Annotated in this window: 21 protein-coding genes; 12 read left to right on the forward strand and 9 right to left on the reverse strand. The window is 35.8% G+C overall.

The window, feature by feature from the left end:
- Nucleotides 1-279: 279 nt before the first annotated feature.
- The gene (gene priA, locus EW15_RS02785; protein ID WP_038651638.1) at nt 280-2,523 is read left to right on the forward strand and encodes a primosomal protein N'; all 2,244 of its coding nucleotides are present in this window, start codon (nt 280-282) and stop codon (nt 2,521-2,523) included.
- A 12-nt stretch (nt 2,524-2,535) separates the two neighbouring features.
- On the opposite strand, the gene EW15_RS02790 is transcribed toward priA, so the two are convergent.
- From EW15_RS02790 to EW15_RS02800, 3 genes are read right to left on the reverse strand one after another with little or no spacing between them, the layout of a single operon-like run.
- Complete coding sequence (locus EW15_RS02790; RefSeq protein ID WP_038651641.1) at nt 2,536-3,627, reverse strand: DUF3153 domain-containing protein; 1,092 nt, start codon at nt 3,625-3,627, stop codon at nt 2,536-2,538.
- The gene (argB, locus tag EW15_RS02795) at nt 3,628-4,542 is read right to left on the reverse strand and encodes an acetylglutamate kinase (protein ID WP_038651644.1); all 915 of its coding nucleotides are present in this window, start codon (nt 4,540-4,542) and stop codon (nt 3,628-3,630) included.
- The gene (locus tag EW15_RS02800; RefSeq protein ID WP_038651647.1) at nt 4,535-5,098 is read right to left on the reverse strand and encodes a DUF2854 domain-containing protein; all 564 of its coding nucleotides are present in this window, start codon (nt 5,096-5,098) and stop codon (nt 4,535-4,537) included. Before EW15_RS02800 ends, argB begins: the two co-directional genes overlap by 8 nt.
- A gap of 54 nt (nt 5,099-5,152) precedes the next feature.
- Between EW15_RS02800 and EW15_RS02805 the strand changes: the two genes are divergently transcribed.
- Entirely contained in the window at nt 5,153-5,344 is a 192-nt protein-coding gene (locus EW15_RS02805; RefSeq protein ID WP_038655087.1) for a hypothetical protein, read from the forward strand.
- Nucleotides 5,345-5,349: 5 nt separating this feature from the next.
- On the opposite strand, the gene EW15_RS02810 is transcribed toward EW15_RS02805, so the two are convergent.
- Nucleotides 5,350-5,787 carry a single-stranded DNA-binding protein gene (locus tag EW15_RS02810; protein ID WP_038651650.1) on the reverse strand — a complete coding sequence of 146 codons (438 nt, stop codon included), beginning with the start codon at nt 5,785-5,787 and terminating at the stop codon, nt 5,350-5,352.
- A 32-nt stretch (nt 5,788-5,819) separates the two neighbouring features.
- On the opposite strand from EW15_RS02810, the gene EW15_RS02815 reads away from it, so the two are divergent.
- Both EW15_RS02815 and cutA read left to right on the forward strand, forming a co-directional pair.
- Nucleotides 5,820-6,626 carry a precorrin-6A/cobalt-precorrin-6A reductase gene (locus EW15_RS02815; RefSeq protein ID WP_038651653.1) on the forward strand — a complete coding sequence of 269 codons (807 nt, stop codon included), beginning with the start codon at nt 5,820-5,822 and terminating at the stop codon, nt 6,624-6,626.
- A gap of 18 nt (nt 6,627-6,644) precedes the next feature.
- Complete coding sequence (gene cutA / locus EW15_RS02820; RefSeq protein ID WP_038651656.1) at nt 6,645-6,968, forward strand: divalent-cation tolerance protein CutA; 324 nt, start codon at nt 6,645-6,647, stop codon at nt 6,966-6,968.
- Between the two features lie 11 nt (nt 6,969-6,979).
- Here the strand turns inward: cutA and EW15_RS02825 are convergent, their stop codons facing one another.
- From EW15_RS02825 to EW15_RS02840, 4 genes are all read right to left on the reverse strand, one after another.
- Nucleotides 6,980-7,987, reverse strand: coding sequence for an adenosine kinase (locus tag EW15_RS02825; RefSeq protein ID WP_038651659.1), 1,008 nt, complete (start codon nt 7,985-7,987; stop codon nt 6,980-6,982).
- Between the two features lie 41 nt (nt 7,988-8,028).
- Complete coding sequence (locus tag EW15_RS02830; protein ID WP_038651662.1) at nt 8,029-9,342, reverse strand: adenylosuccinate synthase; 1,314 nt, start codon at nt 9,340-9,342, stop codon at nt 8,029-8,031.
- 95 nt (nt 9,343-9,437) lie between these two features.
- Nucleotides 9,438-9,872 (reverse strand): photosystem II protein Psb27, encoded by a 435-nt coding sequence (gene psb27, locus EW15_RS02835; protein WP_038651665.1) that lies wholly within the window; start codon nt 9,870-9,872, stop codon nt 9,438-9,440.
- Between the two features lie 46 nt (nt 9,873-9,918).
- Entirely contained in the window at nt 9,919-11,709 is a 1,791-nt protein-coding gene (locus EW15_RS02840; RefSeq protein WP_038651668.1) for a proline--tRNA ligase, read from the reverse strand.
- Between the two features lie 173 nt (nt 11,710-11,882).
- On the opposite strand from EW15_RS02840, the gene EW15_RS02845 reads away from it, so the two are divergent.
- From EW15_RS02845 to lepB, 5 genes are all read left to right on the forward strand, one after another.
- A complete protein-coding gene (locus EW15_RS02845; protein WP_038651672.1) occupies nt 11,883-12,344 on the forward strand; it encodes a resolvase in 462 nt (153 codons plus the stop codon).
- A 103-nt stretch (nt 12,345-12,447) separates the two neighbouring features.
- On the forward strand, nt 12,448-12,696 hold the full coding sequence (locus EW15_RS02850) for a hypothetical protein (protein ID WP_038651676.1): 249 nt from the start codon (nt 12,448-12,450) through the stop codon (nt 12,694-12,696).
- The gene (locus tag EW15_RS02855; RefSeq protein ID WP_038651679.1) at nt 12,683-13,210 is read left to right on the forward strand and encodes an inorganic diphosphatase; all 528 of its coding nucleotides are present in this window, start codon (nt 12,683-12,685) and stop codon (nt 13,208-13,210) included. The genes EW15_RS02850 and EW15_RS02855 overlap by 14 nt, the downstream gene beginning before the upstream one ends.
- A 53-nt stretch (nt 13,211-13,263) precedes the next feature.
- Complete coding sequence (locus EW15_RS02860; protein ID WP_038651683.1) at nt 13,264-13,635, forward strand: Spx/MgsR family RNA polymerase-binding regulatory protein; 372 nt, start codon at nt 13,264-13,266, stop codon at nt 13,633-13,635.
- Nucleotides 13,636-13,693: 58 nt separating this feature from the next.
- Complete coding sequence (gene lepB / locus EW15_RS02865; protein WP_038651686.1) at nt 13,694-14,386, forward strand: signal peptidase I; 693 nt, start codon at nt 13,694-13,696, stop codon at nt 14,384-14,386.
- 143 nt (nt 14,387-14,529) lie between these two features.
- Here the strand turns inward: lepB and EW15_RS02870 are convergent, their stop codons facing one another.
- A complete protein-coding gene (locus EW15_RS02870; RefSeq protein ID WP_038651689.1) occupies nt 14,530-15,858 on the reverse strand; it encodes a histidine phosphatase family protein in 1,329 nt (442 codons plus the stop codon).
- Nucleotides 15,859-15,967: 109 nt separating this feature from the next.
- On the opposite strand from EW15_RS02870, the gene EW15_RS02875 reads away from it, so the two are divergent.
- The 3 genes from EW15_RS02875 (at nt 15,968) to EW15_RS02885 (ending at nt 19,668) form a co-directional block, all read left to right on the forward strand.
- Nucleotides 15,968-17,314 carry a CPBP family intramembrane glutamic endopeptidase gene (locus EW15_RS02875; RefSeq protein ID WP_038651692.1) on the forward strand — a complete coding sequence of 449 codons (1,347 nt, stop codon included), beginning with the start codon at nt 15,968-15,970 and terminating at the stop codon, nt 17,312-17,314.
- Between the two features lie 84 nt (nt 17,315-17,398).
- Complete coding sequence (locus tag EW15_RS02880) at nt 17,399-17,863, forward strand: hypothetical protein (RefSeq protein WP_038651695.1); 465 nt, start codon at nt 17,399-17,401, stop codon at nt 17,861-17,863.
- An 8-nt stretch (nt 17,864-17,871) separates the two neighbouring features.
- A complete protein-coding gene (locus tag EW15_RS02885; protein ID WP_038651698.1) occupies nt 17,872-19,668 on the forward strand; it encodes a penicillin-binding protein 2 in 1,797 nt (598 codons plus the stop codon).
- Nucleotides 19,669-19,690: the final 22 nt, after the last annotated feature.

A 19,690-nucleotide genomic window follows, 5' to 3' on the forward strand; every position in this document is an offset into this window, starting at 1 on the left:
GAGATTGTCCTTAATTGTGATAAATCTTGCGAAAAATCACATGAAATCAATATGGACTTGAATTTATGAAGGATGTTTTGTTGAAGAATGGAAATGTGTAAGCAACGAAGTCAGGGGATTTCTCAGACCGGCTTATCTCAGAATTGGATTTTTCCTATTCTTGATAAAGCTTCTAGTCTTCCCTCTGGGTGGAATTTTGCAAGTTCCACAACAGCTTTAAAGCTGTTCACTATCTAATGGTAGAAAAAATTTCTAAAGTCGGCAAGTATTAAAAAAGATATGAATCCTTTTGTATTTGATATTTGGTTACATGTAGGTCGTGAAGGCCGATGTTTTTCTTATCAAGATGGAAATAATTTAGATATTGATTTAGGCGATGTTGTTACAGTGCGTCTGAGAGGGCAAAGCATGCAAGGGTTGGTCGTCAAGAAGATGAAAAAAAATATAACTAGTACACACCAAAATTTAAATAATTTTTCGCTGAATAATGTAGAAACATTGGTTCAAAAAGCAGCTATTAAAAAAGAATGGAGAGAGTGGCTAGAAGAAATTGCTCTTGATTTATATGTAAGTGATTTTCAGATGCTTAAGACCGCGTTACCGCCTGGTTGGTTAGGAAGGTCGAAACTATCGAATAGACCTAAAAAACTCTGGTGGGTAAAATTGTCTAGCAATAATCGTGAGGGAAAGATATCTTCTCGACAGATTGAGTTAAAGAAAAATCTTCTCTTAAATGGAGGAGGGAAATGGCAAAAGGATTTGGAGGCTGAAGGATTTTCGTCTGTATTGATTAGAAACTTTGTCTCAGTTGGTTTCGGAGAAAGAGAAAAACGTCTTTTTCTTTTTAATTCTTTTGATAATGAAGAATCTGATGATAAAAAGATTTTAAAGATTGAGGAACCTCAACCTTTAACGCTAGAGCAAAAATTAGCAAAAGAAAAATATGAGTCTCTTTCAAATGGTTCAGTTCTTTTGCTTTGGGGTGTTACTGGGTCTGGTAAGACAGAGGTATACCTACAAATTGCAGCGCTTGAGTTATCTAAAAGTAGACATTGTCTTATCCTAACACCCGAAATTGGGTTAGTACCACAATTAGTTGATCGCTTTCGAAAAAGATTTGGGTTAAATGTTTTTGAATATCATAGTAATTGTTCTACGAAAGAGAAAATTGAGACATGGAAGAGAGCTTTAGATAACACAAAGCCTAGTGTTTTTATTGGTACTCGATCAGCTGTTTTTCTACCATTATCCAGCTTAGGAGTGATAGTTCTTGATGAAGAACACGATAGCTCTTATAAACAGGAATCCCCTATGCCTTGCTATCATGCTAGAGAATTGGCAATTCATAGAGCAAAAAAAATAGGCGCTAAAGTAATACTTGGGACAGCAACACCATCTTTAAATGTTTGGAAAAATTTAAAACCCAATGGAAATGTAGTTGTTGCAAAATTAACCCAAAGGATTTCGAATCGTAAATTACCAACGGTTAGAGTCGTAGACATGAGAGAAGAATTAGCGATTGGAAATCGAAGCTTAATTAGTAGATATCTCAAAAAACAACTTTTGAGTATAAAAGAGAGTGGAAATCAAGCTATTATTTTAGTCCCTAGACGTGGATATAGTAGTTTTTTAAGTTGCCGCAGTTGTGGAGAGGTCGTTCAATGTCCACATTGTGATGTTGCGCTAACTGTACATCGTTCTAAAGAGGGTAATCAATGGTTGCGTTGTCATTGGTGTGACTTTCGTTCGAAAATTAGTGATAAATGTGGAGAATGTGGTTCAAATGCTTTTAAACCGTTTGGGACTGGAACACAAAGAGTTATGGATCATTTAGAAAGAGAACTAGAGGGGATAAGGTTATTAAGGTTTGATAGAGATACAACTAGAGGCCGTGATGGCCATAGATTGTTGCTAGAAAGATTTGCTGATGGTGAGGCCGATATTTTAGTAGGTACTCAGATGCTATCTAAGGGAATGGATTTACCAAAGGTAACTCTTGCCGTCGTCTTAGCAGCAGATGGTTTATTGCATCGTCCTGCTTTAATGGCTACTGAAGAAACGCTTCAACTATTTATGCAATTGGCTGGTCGTGCAGGGCGAGGTGAACAACCTGGAAAGGTTGTAGTGCAAACTTATTGTCCTGATCATCCAGTGATTCTTCATTTGATTGATGGGAGTTATGAAGAATTTCTGAAAAAAGAAGAAAAGACTAGAAAAGAAGCCTCGATGGTTCCATACAGTCGAGCCTGCTTAATAAGGTTCTCTGGCGAATCTTCAGAGTTGACATCACAGGGAGCATTTGATGTTTTATCAAAAATAAAGAATGCTTGCAGTCAAAAAGGTTGGAAATTAGTCGGTCCAGCACCTTCATTAGTAGAGAAGGTTGCAGGTAAAAGCCGTTGGCAACTTCTTTTGTACGGTCCAGAATTAAGTCATATACCACTCCCTTATGGGCCTGAATTATGGAAAGATTTGCCAAAAGGAGTAAGTCTTTCTATTGATCCTGATCCTTTACAATTATGAGCTTTATCATCTTTAAGGTGGCAGTTCAGGGAAACCGAAGCCCATTTGGAGACGTAATCTTTGAAGGGATAAGCTCAACAAGGTTAAAGCAATTATCAAGATAATCCCAACTGAAATTTGGTTCCATTTCCAATTTGAAATCTCAAGTTGGTTAATCTGTCCAATTTCAAGAGGAAAGAAAGTTAAACCTTGTTTTAAAATAGGTTCAAGAGGTTTGGTTTTGAAATTATTTTTATTGCCAATATCATGAATGACGATGTTTAGTTTTAATCCAGGAATTTTTGGGATTTCTCTCAAATCAAAATAGATCTTAAAATTTTGATTTGTACCAATTATCCAGTTTTTGTTGTTTGTAATTAGTTCAGGTTTATTTATACTGAATCCGCTAGTTTTTGAAGCTACTGAAACTATTTCTTGAAGTAATTTATTTGCTTCCTCAAAACGAATAGTTGGTGATTCAAAATGCTGCTGATCCTCATGAGTTTGGAGCTTTAAGATACTATGCTTTTTAGTAAGATTATCTTCAAATTTTGTTTGCCATGGAATTGTTTCACCAGAATTACTATCTATATCAAGTGAAATCTTTAGTCGATCTGGACCTGTAACACTCAAGTTTGTTGATATATCAACGCAACCACTCAAAAGGAAGGTTAATAATAAAATAATTAATAAAGTTATTATTGAAAATCCAAAGTCTAGACTTTTTGTTGGACCAGTTGGAGGATGATAAATTTTTTTCCTCTTCTTTTTTGCTTTGCTAAATGAAGATTTTAGAGATGGCTCCATCTCTAGTTTTGGTATTTCTACTGACCAGTTTGATGGTTTTGGTAAACGTGGAGAATCAAGTATTGATAAAAGCTGTTTAGCTTGTTGACGGACGCTTTCTTTTTTATTATGGATCAGTGTTTGACAGATATTGATCGCCTTTTGTTCATCACCTTTTCCAATGTAGGCAGTAACTATAAGTAGCCTAAGTTGCCCTCCTATTTCTGTCTCTGCTTGAAAATGTAGAAGTAAAGGGTCAATTATTCTTATGCAAGTACCGTAGTCACCTTTATCAAGGGCCGCTTCAGTAGCTTTTATAGCTGAAGCTATATTTGACATTTAACCTCTACCCATAACCATTGTTCCAATACCTGCATCAGTGAAAACTTCTAAAAGTAGTGAGTGGGGAGTTCTTCCGTCAATGATATGAGCAGCATTCACACCCTGGGCAAGCGAACGTATACAACATTCAACTTTAGGTTTCATACCTGCTTTAACTATCCCTTTATCAATTAATTCTCTAGCTTCCGATAAACGTATCTTTTCTATTAAGGAAGAAGGATCATTTTCATTCTTTAAAATACCAGGGGTATCTGTTAGAAGGATTAATTTTTCGGCACCTAGTGCGGCCGCAAGCTCCCCAGCAACAGTATCAGCATTGATATTGTGTGATCTGCCATCAGAAGAGTTGGCTACGCTAGAAATGACTGGGACGTAACCTTCTTCGAGAAGAGGGCTCAATATCTTTGTATTTACTTTTGCAACTTCTCCAACAAGACCATGACTTCCACCTCCAAGCGTTCTTGCCTCAATAAGTCCGCCATCTATTCCACATAGTCCAACAGCCAATCTTCCGTGATTGTTTATTCCACTTACAATCTGTTTATTTACTCTTCCAGTAAGAACCATTTCTACGACATCCATGGTCTCGGTATCGGTAATACGTAAACCATCAAGAAAAACTGGTTTGATTCCTAATTTTTCTAACCATTGATTTATTTCTGGACCCCCACCATGAACGACTACTATTTGAACGCCAACAGACGAGAGAAGAGCTAGATCTCTAAATACTGCATGTTGAAGTGTTTTATCTGCCATGGCTGAGCCACCATATTTGATTACGATTCTTTTATTTGCAAAACGCTGAATATAAGGAAGCGCCTCACTTAAGACAGAAACTCTTATTGAATCTTTGTCCGTGAAGGGTTTATTAATATTCTTACTGAGGTTAGCGTTTTTGTTTTCTTTATTCATTTTCTTGTGGATTATCTTCTTGTTTTTGCGGAAGTAGGATTAAATCTATTGCACCGGGTGTGGGACAAAATAATTCAGCGCACAAACCTTTAGCAAAGAATCTTCCTAAACGTTCTTTTTGAGCATTCCATCTTTCTAAAGATACAGCAGCCATTTCAAATCTCATTCGTATTCCATAATTACCCTCTTTAACCAACTCTTCTACTTCTAAAAGTTGGGGAGGATTGTCGATGTCCCAAAGCTTTAATACTCTTAGAGATGCTTCAAGTTGGCAAGATTGACCATAGCGCCATCTAGTCACATCTTTAACTAGTTTTCCTAGCTCTTCAGGAGCTCCGTCTCTCTCTGAGGCAAACTTAGTTGCTGGAACTACTCTTAGGGCAGGCGGTACCTCAGTCGTTTTTAGTGATATACCTATTAGAAAAATAGGTACTCCATAGAAGAAAGTAGGAACACTAAGGTTTGTTGCATCAGTGAAATAGGCTGTTAGGCCTATTAGAGAAAGGGATGCTCCTCCGATAGTGATGAGGCTTGCCGGTGAAAGTAGTTTATTCATGAGTGTGATTTTGGCTAAAATCTTGAGCAGATGGGTTTTTCAGGAGACAGTCTCATGGCCTCACACCAAAAACAATTTTCTGAGTTAACTGAACTTGTTGAAAAATTAAACAAGGATAGAGCTTGGATCCTTGAACAATTAGATAAGGGTAGCTGGCCTGAATTTAGACCTGATCTGGCAGCTTTGGAGAGAGAATTAGGTCAACTTTTAACTAGGGCTACAGAATACATTGAAGAAAATGGTTGATTCTTTTAAAATGGAATGTCATCTGTATCAGGAACTAATGGTGAACTGTCCCATTTAACACCCTCGTTATTTAAAGGATTTGCGGAATCGCTTTTTATATTTGACTGAGTTTGAGAAGGTATTGATGAAACAGCTGTTTTAGAGGAAAAGGGGTGGATTCGAGAAAGGGTAAATTCAGCTTGTTTCTCTTTAGTCCCATCTTGGCGAGGAACAGTATTCATTCTTAAGCGACCTTCTATTACTAATTTAGAATTGACTTGAACTGTGTTTTGAAGTTCTTCTGCTAATTTCCCCCAACCAACTACCTTGATTGCGCAGGGCGGGTCATCAGCACGGAGGCTGTCAAATTCAACTTCTAGTTCAGCTAGAGGAGTTTTGTTGTCTTGGGTAAAACGAACTGTTGGGGCCTTCTTTACCAAAACCTCAAGCATGCAATGGTTCATTTTTTTTTCTTTAGTTATTGTGGTTTATCTTGATGGATATAAGAGAAAAATGCCAGCCACATCTTTGGTTGTTAACAGGAACAGGAGAAGGTCATGTCTTTGCTGAGTCTTTATTGAAAGAAGGCTGGAAAATTACTGTTAGTGTTGTTTCGGATAGAGCCTCTATTCCATATGAAAAATTAAATTTAGAGAAAATATTAATTGGTGCCTTAATCACCGAGGAAGAGATCCGAGAAGTCATATTAAACGCCAGAATTCATCAAAATGGATTTCATTGCGTTGTTGATCTGACTCATCCATTTGCTATGAAAATCACACGTTCAATCTCAAAAGTTTGTAGGGAACTAGGTCAAGCATTCATAAGGTATGAAAGAGCTATCGATAATATTTCAAATGCATTCTTAATAGAAAAATTTAGTGATTTAAGAAATTATGATCTAAAGAATAAATCTATTTTGCTCGCTGTAGGAGTAAGGCATTTTCAGGAAGCCTTTACCTTCGCAAGAAATGCAGGCGCAAATGTTTATGCAAGAGTTTTAGCTAATCCTGAAAGTATAAGAAAAATACTATCTTCATCAATTCAAAAAACAAATTTTGCGATATTAAACCCTTCAGTCTCTAGTAATGGGAAAATTGAAAAGGCTCTTATTAGGAAATGGAATATTTCTGGTGTCATTTGTAGGCAATCAGGAGGAAGTAATGAAGTCTTATGGCACCGAATCTGTTTGAGTATGAGAATTAATCTTTGGTTGTTGGAAAGACCTACTGAATTAAAGAATATTAATTCAGTAGATAGTTTTGAAAACTTAATTGAAAAATTAAAATCTATTAATATGTAATAAAGAATTTTTTAGACCATGTCTTTATCTGATTTCAATCAAGAAATTTATTTGGTTATAACTTCTGAAGTCGATAAAAAGAATGCATTTAAATTAGCTAATCTTCTCTTAAGGGAGAAATTAGCACCTTGCATAAATTTTAAGACTATAGAATCACAATTTTGGTGGGAAGGAAATATAAATCAATCGCAAGAAGTACAATTAATGATTAAGTGTAAGAAAGAAAATCTAGATAAAGTTTGTAATAAGATTTCTGAATTGCATAGCTACGAAATACCAGAAATAATTTATTTTCGCGTCTCAGCTAATAAAAATTATCATCATTGGGTGAATTCTATTTAAACTTTCAATCTTTAGAGTTCTAGATGTGAATTGATCAAATTTAAAAGATTAGTATTGGAACGAGATCCTAATTGAGTAACGATATGTCCTGCACAAATAGACCCGATTCTTGCAGATAATTCTGGCTTTAGGCCATCTGCATACCCTTTTAAAAAAGCTCCAGCATAAAGATCCCCTGCACCCGTGGTGTCAATAGCCTTCCCAAGAATGAAAGGATCTATTTTTATTTCTTTGCCATTTGAAATTAGAATTGAGCCTTTTTCACCAATTGTGATTGCGGCAAGATCACATTTTTTTTTCAATTCTTCAAGAGCTGTACTTAGAGAGGAGGTCTTATACAAAGTTGTTATTTCATCTTCATTGGCAAATAATATATCTATATGATCTTCAACTAGTTTTATAAAACTCTCACGGTGTCTAATAACACAAAATGAATCAGAAAGGGATAGAGCAACTTTTCGACCTGCATTTTTAGCTATTTCTGCCGCTTTAATAAATGCATTTTTAGCAGCTGGGTTGTCCCATAGGTATCCCTCTAAATAAAGTATTTTTGCTTCCCTGACTACTGAGAGGTCGATATCCTTAGGTTCTAAGAGAACTGAAGCACCCAGATAAGTGCACATAGTTCTCTGAGCATCTGGAGTGACAAAAATTATGCATCTGGCAGTCGAGGGACCAACGGGTGATGGTGGAGTCTTAAAAATGGTCCCAGTCGTTGATATTTCCTCTGTAAAGATTTCTCCTAGTTTGTCATCTTTTACCCTTCCAATAAAGGCTGCCTTTCCCCCTAACTGCGAAACACATGCTAATGAATTGGCAACAGAACCTCCTGATCTTTGAATTCTGTTAGTAGTCAGTTCATATAGTTCTGTAGCTTTGTTTTCATCGATCAAGGTCATTGAACCTTTGTCGAAAGATAGTTTTTCAAGAAGAGAATCATCTGTTGTAATTAATACGTCTACAATTGCATTCCCAATACCTACTATATCTAAAGAAGCGGAGTTTGTTTTATTAGTCATCAAGTTTATTTAACAGTCATAAAAGAACAATTGTTTGTTTTTTAAGAATTCAAAAGAGCTCTTTTTGGTCCGTGAATAGGATCTTCAATCACAATTGTTTGATCTCTATTAGCTCCTAGGGAAACTATTGCTATGGGAACTTCCATGAGCTCAGCTAGGAATCTCAAGTAACTCATTGCTGCAGGTGGAAGATCTTCTAGTCGACGACAATTTTCTGTAGAGCATCTCCAGCCAGGTAGCTTTGTGAAAATTGGATTACATTTTTCAAAATCTTCAACACTACTTGGAAAGTAATCAATTCTTTTACCATCTAATTCATAAGCCACACAAATCTCAATTTCTTCTAGTTCATCTAAAACGTCTAATTTAGTAATAGCAAGGCAATCTAATCCATTTACCTCAACTGAGTATTTCCCAATGACCCCATCAAACCAGCCACATCTCCTTCGTCGTCCAGTAGTTGTTCCAAATTCACCACCTCTATCACAAAGTTGATCATTAATACTCCCTTGCAATTCAGTCGGGAAAGGTCCTTCTCCAACTCTAGTCGTATAGGCTTTAGCAACCCCGATAACCCTGTCTATAAGTGTAGGACCTACTCCTGCTCCAATACATGCCCCTCCTGATACTGGATTAGAGGAAGTGACATAAGGGTAGGTTCCGTGATCAAGATCTAAAAGAGTGCCTTGAGCTCCTTCAAATAAGATATTTTTCTTTTTTCTGGCTGCTTTATGAATCGTTCGATTGCAGTCAACAATATGTTTTTTCAATTGTTTTCCGTAATCAAGATATTCTTCTATTATTTCATCAATAATTAGTGGTTCGATTCCATAAATCTTTTGTAGAAGTCCGTTTTTCTCTGCTAAAGGGACCTGTAACCTTTCTTGAAGCTTTTCCCTGCTCAGCAGATCAATTATGCGAATCCCATTTCTTTGAGATTTGTCAGCATATGTTGGACCAATCCCCCTGCCAGTAGTACCGATTTTTTGGTCGCCTCGCTTTTGCTCCATGGCCAAATCAAGAAGCCTGTGATAAGGCATCGTTACATGGGCAGTTGAAGCAAGCTTTAATCCTGAAATATCGATATCGTTATCTTCAAGCATTTTTATTTCTTTAATCATCACTTTCGGATCAACTACTGTTCCTGACCCAATAAGACAGATTGTATCTGGATACAAGATCCCAGAGGGGATTAAATGCAATTTGAGAACTTTGTCCTCTACAACAATTGTATGACCGGCATTAACCCCACCTTGATAGCGAACAACTACATCTGCGGAGCGACTGAGCAAATCGGTGATTTTGCCTTTACCTTCATCGCCCCATTGAGCTCCTATAACTACAACATTTGCCAAGGAAGAAAATTCGGCTCGAAACCGATTTACTTTAGAAGAAACAAGATTTGCAGATAGCCCTACCCTGAGTCAAAGAAATGAATTAAAGATTATCTTTAACTATCTCTAACTGCCAATTTCTCTGCTTTAGATAGTTCTTTGTTTAACCTCTCTTTGAGATTTTCAGGAACTGGTCTGTTTGCAAAAGTCTTGTAATGACCCGATAAAGCATTTAATGCAGTCTGCATTGTTGTAAAGGTTGTGGAAGTGTTTACTTGTGATCGATTCCTATATCTTGAAATATAATCACTTATGAGAAAAACAGCTTCTTTTTCTGCTTCAGATAGTCCTTTGTCTTCTTTAGGTAAAGTTATGGTCTCTTTTAAAGTTGATGAGACTGCAATAGTGTCTTTTGCAAAATCTCCAGTCATTAATGTTTTGGCTGCATTCACTCCTGAAGCGAATTGAAAGAATATGAGGCAGAAGCCAAGGCATATAGCCAAAGCTGCCCTCACCAACCTGATGGAGAGGTGATGAAAGGCAGAAATCATTTGTTTTTTGCAGTTACACAAGACTCTAGAGTCCTTTGGGCTCAATTTATAGTTTTTCAGTTTTAAATTCTTCAGAAAGTTTTTTGAAAACGGATTTCAGATCTAACAACTCTGTAGTTTTTGTTTTTCTATTATGTAATTCAACCAGTCCAGAAACAGCTTCTCGCCCGACAACAATTCTCCAAGGGATTCCAATAAGGTCTGCATCTTTAAACTTTATCCCAGCCCTCTCATTCCTATCGTCAATAAGAGCATCAACTCGATTTTTAATTAATTTCTGATAGAAATCCTCAGCCAAACGCGTTTGATCATTGTTTTTTATATTGGCAATGATAATTATTACGTCAAAAGGGGCAATTGATGCCGGCCAGATAATACCTAAATCATCATGATTTTGTTCTACTGCTGCTTGAGCTAATCTGGAAATACCAATTCCATAGCACCCCATCCAAAAGGGGTCTTCAGTACCTTTTTCGTTGGTAAAAGTAGCATTTAATGACTCTGAATACTTAGTTCCTAATTGAAAGATATGTCCTATTTCTATACCTTTGCATTCTTGAAGCTTTTGTGTTTTATCATGAATGCACCTGTCTCCAGGCTTAGCTTTTCTAATATCACATATCAGTTGCTCGGTATTAATTAAATTCCAATTATAAAATATTTTATGCTCATCCTTGATATTGTTTCCACATATAAAACTTTTAAGATCTTTTACAGAATTGTCAGCAATTCTTATGAATTTCTTTTCCCATACTTTTGCTTCTGAAAGTAAATTATCGCTAAGATCTGGACCTATAAAACCAAATGGAATATTAGTAATACCTTGCTTTTGTATATCTTCATTAGTAATAATTCTAATATCAAGTACATTTTGCTTTAATTTTTGAGATATTTTATTTGAAAGTTTAATATCATTTATTTCTTGATCCCCCCGAATACTCGCTAGGACTGGGTATTTTTTATTGTCATCACAAACTGCTAGATAAGTTAATACTTTAACAATTTGACTTGGGTGGAAATTATTTTTGTTACATAATTGATCTATGGTTTTTTGATTAGGAGTCTCAATTATCGAAGGTTTATTAGGCTCTAATAATTCTCCTTCTTCAAAAATGGAAACAGCTTTTTCTTGATTAGCACCATATTTACCATCAGAACTTATTAAAATTAAGTCCTCTCCAGAATCGGCTGTTACCATGAATTCTTGTGATGCAGCACCTCCAATAGCTCCACTATCGGCGTCGACACAAACAAAATCCAGACCACATTTTTTAAATATATTTTGATAGGCATCTCTCATCTCTGAATAAGTTGATTGAAGATCCTTCTCATTTTCATGAAAGGAATAAGCATCCTTCATGATGAATTCTCTACTTCTCATTAATCCAAATCTTGGCCTTATTTCATCTCTAAATTTTGTTTGAATTTGGAATATATTTATAGGTAATTGTTTGTAGGAGTGAATAGTTTGAGAAATTATTTGCGTAATTACTTCTTCATGAGTTGGTCCCAGTCCTAATTCTTTACCTTGTCTATCTTTAAGGCTAAACATAATACCTTCTCCTTGTGTATATGATTTCCACCTCCCACTTTTTTCCCAAATTTCTGAAGGCTGAAGTTGAGGCAGAAGAGTTTGCAAACAACCTTTATTTGATAACTCTTCTTCAACAATTAGGGTTATTTTTTTTAGAACTTTCCAAAGCAACGGCATGTAAGCATATATACCTCCGGTTAGGCGTTTGATAAAACCACCTCTTACCAGTAATTGATGTGAAATTATATCGGCTTCTGCAGGGACGTCTCTGAGAGTGATCAGCATTAAGCGGGAGACACGCATAAGCCTAAAATTTAAATCTTTATGAGATTAGTCCTTTGAGTGTTGGCCGTAAGAATATATATATTGTTTGTGCGGGAATCAGGTTGTTTATTAAAGTGTCCAATTGTACATGGTATTAATTTGATTCTTCTGCTAATTTCTTTCACATGTTTTTCTAGAAGCTTTCTTTAGCAATGTTTAACGGGTCAGTAAATTCAGGAACAAATGGAAGATCAGAAGAGTTTTTAGATAAAGGATTGAATACGGCTTCTAAATCAGTTGATTCATTGATGACTATTGACGAAGTTCAGAAAACATTAAATAGATCCAGAGCTTCCGTATACAGGTATACAAATACTGACACTAGAAATCTTAATCCTCCATTCAATCCAAGAAAACTAAATACTGAATTTAGAAGTGATCAAAAAGATCTGTTACTTTTTCATCCCAATGAAGTTGCAAGATTTGCAAAAGATATACTCAGAATCAAAGAGGTAACTGTAGAAATATTTAATTCTCCATCATCTGAAACACAAAATATTCTAAAGGCAATACTTGATGAGTTGGTAATTATAAGGAATAAACTTGATGTACAATCTGATAAGAATCAATCTATTCCTAATCATTTACAAGATCCTGATAAAAAGGCTGCTTAGTTATTCTTAAATGTGGGATAATATTTACATACTTTCAAATGAATTAAGACTTTTAATTGATTTTCTCACATTTTACTAACGGTTTATTTATTCCAAACCTTACATGGATTTAGAACCACATTTAATTAATAAGCAATCACCTGAGATTGACCCTCCTTTGCTTAATAAAGAAAAAGATCAACTATCTTCCGATGATGAAGATCCTTATAGTTTTAATAGTACCTCAACTTCTTTAATTGGTTTGGCAATAGTATTTGTAATGCTTGGAATACCATTATTAGCTGTTATTAGTGAAAGGTCAGAGACAACAAAAAGCTTACCGACTTCAATAAATCAAAATGGACCTGAGTGATCTTCCTCCTTCACCATCGCCCGGATTAGTAAATCTAGTTGTAGAGATTCCTGCTGGCAGCAGAAATAAATACGAATATTTTAGCTCTGCAGGAATTATGGCTCTGGATAGAGTTTTGCATTCTTCAGTGAGATATCCATTTGATTATGGATTTATTCCAAATACTCTTGCTGAGGATGGAGCGCCGCTTGATGCAATGGTCGTGATGGAAGAACCTACTTTTGCAGGTTGCTTAATTCAGGCAAGACCAATAGGAGTTCTTGATATGCATGATTCTGGTGCCTATGATGGCAAACTCTTATGTGTACCTACTGCAGATCCAAGACAAAGAGACATTAATACTATTAAGCAAATAGCTCAGAACCAATTGGAGGATGTGGCTGAGTTTTTTAGAACCTATAAAAGCTTGGAAGGGAGGGTGATCGTAATAGACGGATGGAGAGACTACGATGCTGTTGATGAATTATTAAAAAGCTGTATAGAAGCACATCATTTGGACGTAACACAAAAATAATTTTTTCAATTTCACTTTTTTGGGTAAACTTATCTTTTTTATGAGTTGAAAACTTGAAATTATTTAGTTATTCCTCATGCTCAACTTGTCGCAGAGCGATTAAGTGGCTTAAAAACAATGATATTACTTTTGAATTAATTGATCTTTTAAAATCCCCCCCGTCTAAGGAGATGCTTATCTCAGCTAGTAAGTTATATGGGGATAGAAAATATCTTTTAAATACTAGTGGGGTTGTATATCGTTCTATTGGTTCGGATGCTGTAAAAAAAATGAGTGATAACGAATTGTTTGAGCAACTTTTTATGGAACCCAGATTAATAAAGAGACCTTTTTTATATAAATCTAGTAAATGCTTTTTAGTTGGATTTAAAGAAGAAAAGTGGGCTGAGAAATTACTTGGAAATTCACATGATCAATATCATTGACTAAATATGAGTAGCCTTTACAAATACAGTAAACTATATATTTATTATAGATAAACAAGTGAAGCAAAATCATTCAGACTCGAGTAAAGAAAATAAAAATTGTTGGTGGTATTCTTTCTGTGATACTTGGGGACCTATTTCTCTAACAATTCTCGTTTATATAGGCATTCGTCATTTTATAGCAGAAGCTAGATATATACCCTCGGGGTCAATGCTGCCAGGATTGAAAGTAAATGATCGACTAATTGTTGAAAAATTTTCTTTGCGCAAAAGGACACCTTTGCGTGGGGAAATTGTAGTTTTCAACTCGCCATATTCCTTTGATCAGAAATTGATAGCTGATAGGACAAAACCACTTCCGTCTAAATTTCAATGTTCATTAATAACTTTTCCATTAATTTCTTGGATACCTACTCTATCTGATCGTGCATGTGATGCTTATATCAAACGAATAGTAGCTGTGGGAGGAGATCGTCTTTTGATTAATGGTAAGGGAGAGATTGTTTTGAACGGTAGATCAATCAATGAAACATATGTTATGAATTTCTGCTCAAGTAATCCTAAATTTAATCTATGTCCTCCGATGACTTCAACTGTTCCAAAAGGACATGTATTCGTTTTGGGGGATAACCGTGCTAATAGTTGGGATAGTCGCTTTTGGCCAGGAGGGGGGTTCTTACCCCATAAAGAAATAATTGGCAAAGCAAGCTGGCGCTTTTGGCCTATTAATCGTTTTGGTAAGCTTAATTAATTAGCCTAGAATTAATAACTGTCCCAACTATTTTTTTTGTCTTTGATCACACCCTTTTGATTAAAACAGTTTCCCTCTTTATCTATTATCCTGCCTTTTCAAGTATTTGGAAATCTTCATAAAAAAAACTATTAGTCATTAAATCAAAGAGCTCCAGCAGCTGTTGAGTCGATAATTCCTCCCAAATGTGAAGTGATATTTAGACATGTGATTTGATCTGGTTGACCTTCTTTGTCTGAGAGATCAATGACTGTTACGCCTCCATTACCTTGTTTTATCATCCAAATGTTTGATGGCATTAACCCTAATAGATGGCAAAGAATGGTTTTGTTAACTGCATCATGAGCGACAACCAATGCGGTTTCATCGTTATTAAGACCTTGGCAAATTTCATTCCAACCAGTAATAGATCTCTTGGAGACTTCATTTATATTTTCTCCTTCTGGCATTTGAACTTTTTCAGGTGAAATCTTCCATTTTTGCAGAAGATCTGGCCAGTCGGTCTTTATCTCAGACTCCAACTTCCCTTCCCATTTTCCGTGACCAATCTCTATTAGGTTATCTTTGAGAGAAATTTTGATCCCTGGATGTTCTTTTAGAATTATTTGAGCTGTTTCTTTTGGCCTTGATAGAGAGCTACTGAAAGCTTTTTTTATGATATTAGTTTTTAAAAATTCACTTGCGGCCTTTGCTTGGGATTTACCATTTTTATTTAAGGGAATATCAATTTGTCCTTGGAACCTTCCTTGTTTATTCCAGTCTGTTTCACCATGCCTAACTAAAATAATTCTTTTTTTACTCCTTTTTTTTGGAATTGTAGGATGTAAATGAGCGATATTATTGAGACATTGGATTTGAACTTGTCTATCTTTCCAATCATTAAAATTAATATTACAAATTGAGATTGAGGTGTTATCTAACTTCAATCTTCTAAACCCTTTTGATGGCTCATTAATTAATTTCAGTATCAAGCATCTAAGAATTGCATTATGGGCAACTATCAAAATGGTTTTATTAGACCCTGAATGAGTATCAAATAAAGATTTTAAGAAATTTTCAGCTTGATATAATAGTTCTTTAATTGGTTGAAAGTTTGAACCGTCGTCTCTATTAATGGTTAGTTCCTTTGGCTCTTTTTGCCAAATAGCAAGCTCTTTTGGAAACTGATCTTTTATTTCATCTTTTGTTAAACCACTCCAAGGCCCAAGGTCAACCTCTAGGAGTTCATCTGTATAAGTTGCTTGAAGCTTGCTTTGATGCTGTTTGATAATGATTCTTGTGGTTTCTGATGCTCTTTGTAAAGGGGAGCTATAAATTGCATCTATTGGAATAGAAGAGATTGTTTTTCCGGCCGCTTCAGCTTGCAATTGCCCTTCTCTAGTCAATGTTGAAAGGTCGTTTCTTCCTTGAATACGACCTTCCTTGTTAAAACTGCTCAATCCATGACGGACAAAAATTAGACGCAATGTCATTAAATAAAGTGTCTTCTAGATATTTATGGTATTAGCCATGAGGGCAATCTAATGTTCTTTTAGTAAAGATAGAAGTCTTTCTCCATGTCAGTCTTCACAAGTTGATTTTATGAGACAAGCCAAAACTGGTTGGAAATGGGCGATAGCTCTATTTTCATTGCTTTTAACTGTACTGATTTGGCAACAAGGTTTGCAAGAAAGCTTTGAGCGACCCTCAGTAGCTCCAAAGATTTCTTTGATGCAAACTGAGATGGCAGTGTCAGCTTCTTCATCTTTACCTGAAACAATACAAGAAGTATTTTTAGGTTCAGAACCTCAAAAAAAACTTTATCAAGCTCTCAGTAACATACCTTTGGAACAAATTGAGGATAGAGAAAGATTGTTATTAGCAATTTTGGAAGAGTCTGAGAATGAGCAAAAATTTATCTTGAAGAAAGGTTTTAATGATAAGAATTTTGAAACAGTTAAAGGCTATATATTGGATAGACAAAAAGGTAAAGAACTAGATACATTCCCTGATGTTGATGAGATTGAATTAGACCCTTTACTTTATCAAATTTCATGTTCCACTTTGGGATTTACGGATGAAAAATGTATTAATCAAGAATATAATTCCCGCACAGCTATAAGGCTTTTAACTTCACAATTATTTCCATTTTTTGCTTCTGTTATAGGGAGTATATTATTGATTAGGTATGCTTTAATTTTCTTAAGGAAGAAAAATAATCCATGGCCAGAAATGATATCTCCTCCCTTATCACTAATAGATATGGTTCTACTGATCTCTGGTGGTTTCGTTGTTATTGGTGAAGTTGTTTTCCCCGCACTAATTATACCAATAACAGATTTATTGTTTAATAATTTATCCTCTCCATTAAAACAGTCTCTAAGAGTATTTATTGGTTACTGTTCAATGACTATAGCTCCTTTATTTATAATTAGATATCAATTAATGGGTCTAGTTTCTGCGGGGATTGATGGAGGTTGGCTTCAATGGAAAATCAGACCAATAAAAGAAGGACTTTTTAAATCAATAATTGGATGGTTAATGATTATGCCTTTAGTACTGCTTATTGGTTGGCTAATGAATGAGATTATCGGTGACCAAGGTGGAAGTAATCCTTTGTTGGAATTGGTTTTAGGTAGTGATGAATTTATTCCATTGTTTTTGCTTTTGATTACAACTGTTTTTTTGGCTCCAGTTTTTGAGGAGTTGGTTTTTAGGGGTATTCTTTTGCCTGTATTGGTATCCAAAGTTGGCAAAGCTAGCGGAGTTTTATTAAGTGCCTTGATCTTTGCTTTAGCTCATTTAAGCGTAGGGGAATTACCTCCTCTATTTGTTTTAGGAATTGGTCTTGGTTTGATGAGATTGAGCTCAGGAAGGTTATTCCCTTGTGCTCTTATGCATTCTCTATGGAATGGAGTCACTTTTATTAGTCTACTATTAGTAGCTTGAGATTAAATAAAAAAAATATCAGTATTCCAGCTCTTGCAGTTGCTTGACCAAGGTGTTTGACTTGAATTACTCTCGAATTTTGATTTGATTAGTCGTACTCTATATAAACAAAAAGGAGAACAATTTCTAACAAAGAAGTTGTCAAAGCAATTGTTAAACAGTGTATTCTCCTCAAAACAGGTTCAAAGAAAATTTCCAATTCAAGCTGCTTTTCATATCGCTTTGGATGGTGCATTGGTAGGCATACTTATAACAGTGGCGATAATGTCATCCGTAGCTCTTCATTCTCAATATTTGTGGACTAAGTCTTTTACTAAACTTGAAACCACTAGAGACTTGAACCGAAGGATATTGGAATCAACATCAATCCTTGAAAGTTATCTATTGAAAAATCAAAAGTTATCTAGAAATTTAGTTCCTACCAAAGCGGAAGATCTTATTTACGTAGACAGACCAAAACCAGAAGAAACTAAAAAATTATTCGATGTGACATTTAAAAGTAGATTTCTAGAGAAAATATCTTCTTTTCCCATTAAATCAGGCTATTAATAATTCCCATGAGAAATGCAGATCATAGAAAGAAAAGAAAGACTTTTAAAGTAAAAACTCTTTCGCCCTTATCTCAGTCCAGGTTTAGAATTATATTTGTTTTATTATGCCTTGGACTAGGGGGGCTTTTTTTAAGGGTAGGTTGGCTTCAGCTGTTTCAGTCTGATCAATTAAGAGCCCTAGCACGCGAAGTTCAAACAGAACAAAAGAACCCTTTGGGGACACGTCGATCTATTTTAGATAGAAATGGAAAGCTTGTCGCAATAGATGAGAGACGTTTTAAGATTTGGGCTCATCCTAGGTATTTTAATTTTCCTGGTGATTCATCTAGGACAGTGCGTAAACCAGTCGAAGTGGCAAAGCTTCTTTCTACGCCACTATCCAAAAGTGTTGATGAGATTTTAAACAAATTAGGAAATTATTCTTCAGGGGTAAAACTTGCAGAGGGGGTGACCCCCGAGCAAGCTAATGCAATTAAGAAACTTGGAATAAGTGGTATTGATTTGGAGGTGTATCCTCAAAGGCTTTATCCTCACGGATCACTTTTTGCAAATGTAGTTGGTTTTTTGGATTTAGACAGAAGACCTCAGGCTGGCTTGGAATTAAGTTTAGATAGTGATCTAAAGCGTCTAGAAAAAACCAGTGTAATCAGAAGAGGAGCTGATGGAACACCTTTGCCTACAGGTGTTCAACGTGGAGTCTTTGATGAGGATCAATTAAGTCTTCAACTAACCTTAGATGTAAGGCTTCAGGAAGTAGCCATTAAAGAAATTAGTAAGCAAGTAAAGAATTGGAATGCAAAAAAAGGTGTGGTCATCGTAATGGATATAGATACAGGAGAACTTCTGGCATTGGCTTCTACGCCAACTTATGATCCCAATAAATATTGGGATTATTCTCCATCTCTGTTTAAAGAGTGGTCAGTACAAGAATTATTTGAACCTGGTTCTACCTTTAAGCCAATTAACTTGGCATTGGCTTTGGAGGAGGGGGTTATCAGCCCTGATGGAGAAGTGAATGATGATGGTCTAGTAACCGTAGGAGGATGGCCTCTATCTAATTGGGATCGGAGACCAAACGGTGTATTGACTTTCCCTGAAGTGTTACAAGTCTCAAGCAATGTAGGTATGGTTAAGATTATGAATAAATTGAATGCGAGTAATTACTGGCAATGGTTAAGGCGCCTAGGCATTGATGAAATCCCACATACTGATCTTCCAGGAGCAGTCTCTGGACAAATAAAATCAAAGCAGACTTTTGTAAATCAACCTATAGAACCTGCGGTAGCCTCCTTTGGTCAAGGCTTTTCTATTACTCCGCTTAAACTAGCTCAATTGCATGCTTTAATTGCAAATGGAGGCAGACTTGTGACGCCTCATATCACTAAAGGCCTGAAAGGTGATCATGAGTCGTATTTCAATAATCCTTCAGAACCTAAGCAGATTCTATCTCCTGAGGTTACAAATACTGTTCTTGGATGGATGGAGACAGTTGTGTCGTTTTACGATGAAAGTGGTATTGAGGTAGATGTTCCTGGCTATCGAATTGGAGGAAAAACAGGGACGGCACAAAAATCGCAGGATGGTTTTAACTATAATTCTAAAATTTGTAGTTTTGTTGCAAGTCTTCCTATCGATGATCCTCGCTATGTCGTTTTAGCAGTTATTGATGAACCCCAAAAGCCAAATGCCTATGGATCAACGGTGGCTCTCCCTGTGGCAAAAAAAATTATTGAGACTTTGCTTGTGATAGAAAAAATCCCTCCAAGTATTTCTAAAAAAGAACATTTGGCTATCAAAAGCTAAGAGATGGCTAAATTTCCCCAAA

Source organism: Prochlorococcus sp. MIT 0801, from assembly GCF_000757865.1.
Classification (GTDB): domain Bacteria; phylum Cyanobacteriota; class Cyanobacteriia; order PCC-6307; family Cyanobiaceae; genus Prochlorococcus_B.

Coding starts and splice junctions, on each gene's coding strand:
- priA (WP_038651638.1), top strand. CDS start 280: ATGAATCCTTTTGTATTTGATATTTGGTTACATGTAGGTCGTGAAGGC.
- EW15_RS02790 (WP_038651641.1), bottom strand. CDS start 3,627: ATGTCAAATATAGCTTCAGCTATAAAAGCTACTGAAGCGGCCCTTGAT.
- argB (WP_038651644.1), bottom strand. CDS start 4,542: ATGAATAAAGAAAACAAAAACGCTAACCTCAGTAAGAATATTAATAAA.
- EW15_RS02800 (WP_038651647.1), bottom strand. CDS start 5,098: ATGAATAAACTACTTTCACCGGCAAGCCTCATCACTATCGGAGGAGCA.
- EW15_RS02805 (WP_038655087.1), top strand. CDS start 5,153: ATGGCCTCACACCAAAAACAATTTTCTGAGTTAACTGAACTTGTTGAA.
- EW15_RS02810 (WP_038651650.1), bottom strand. CDS start 5,787: ATGAACCATTGCATGCTTGAGGTTTTGGTAAAGAAGGCCCCAACAGTT.
- EW15_RS02815 (WP_038651653.1), top strand. CDS start 5,820: ATGGATATAAGAGAAAAATGCCAGCCACATCTTTGGTTGTTAACAGGA.
- cutA (WP_038651656.1), top strand. CDS start 6,645: ATGTCTTTATCTGATTTCAATCAAGAAATTTATTTGGTTATAACTTCT.
- EW15_RS02825 (WP_038651659.1), bottom strand. CDS start 7,987: ATGACTAATAAAACAAACTCCGCTTCTTTAGATATAGTAGGTATTGGG.
- psb27 (WP_038651665.1), bottom strand. CDS start 9,872: ATGATTTCTGCCTTTCATCACCTCTCCATCAGGTTGGTGAGGGCAGCT.
- EW15_RS02840 (WP_038651668.1), bottom strand. CDS start 11,709: ATGCGTGTCTCCCGCTTAATGCTGATCACTCTCAGAGACGTCCCTGCA.
- EW15_RS02845 (WP_038651672.1), top strand. CDS start 11,883: ATGTTTAACGGGTCAGTAAATTCAGGAACAAATGGAAGATCAGAAGAG.
- EW15_RS02850 (WP_038651676.1), top strand. CDS start 12,448: ATGGATTTAGAACCACATTTAATTAATAAGCAATCACCTGAGATTGAC.
- EW15_RS02855 (WP_038651679.1), top strand. CDS start 12,683: ATGGACCTGAGTGATCTTCCTCCTTCACCATCGCCCGGATTAGTAAAT.
- EW15_RS02870 (WP_038651689.1), bottom strand. CDS start 15,858: ATGACATTGCGTCTAATTTTTGTCCGTCATGGATTGAGCAGTTTTAAC.
- EW15_RS02875 (WP_038651692.1), top strand. CDS start 15,968: ATGAGACAAGCCAAAACTGGTTGGAAATGGGCGATAGCTCTATTTTCA.
- EW15_RS02885 (WP_038651698.1), top strand. CDS start 17,872: ATGAGAAATGCAGATCATAGAAAGAAAAGAAAGACTTTTAAAGTAAAA.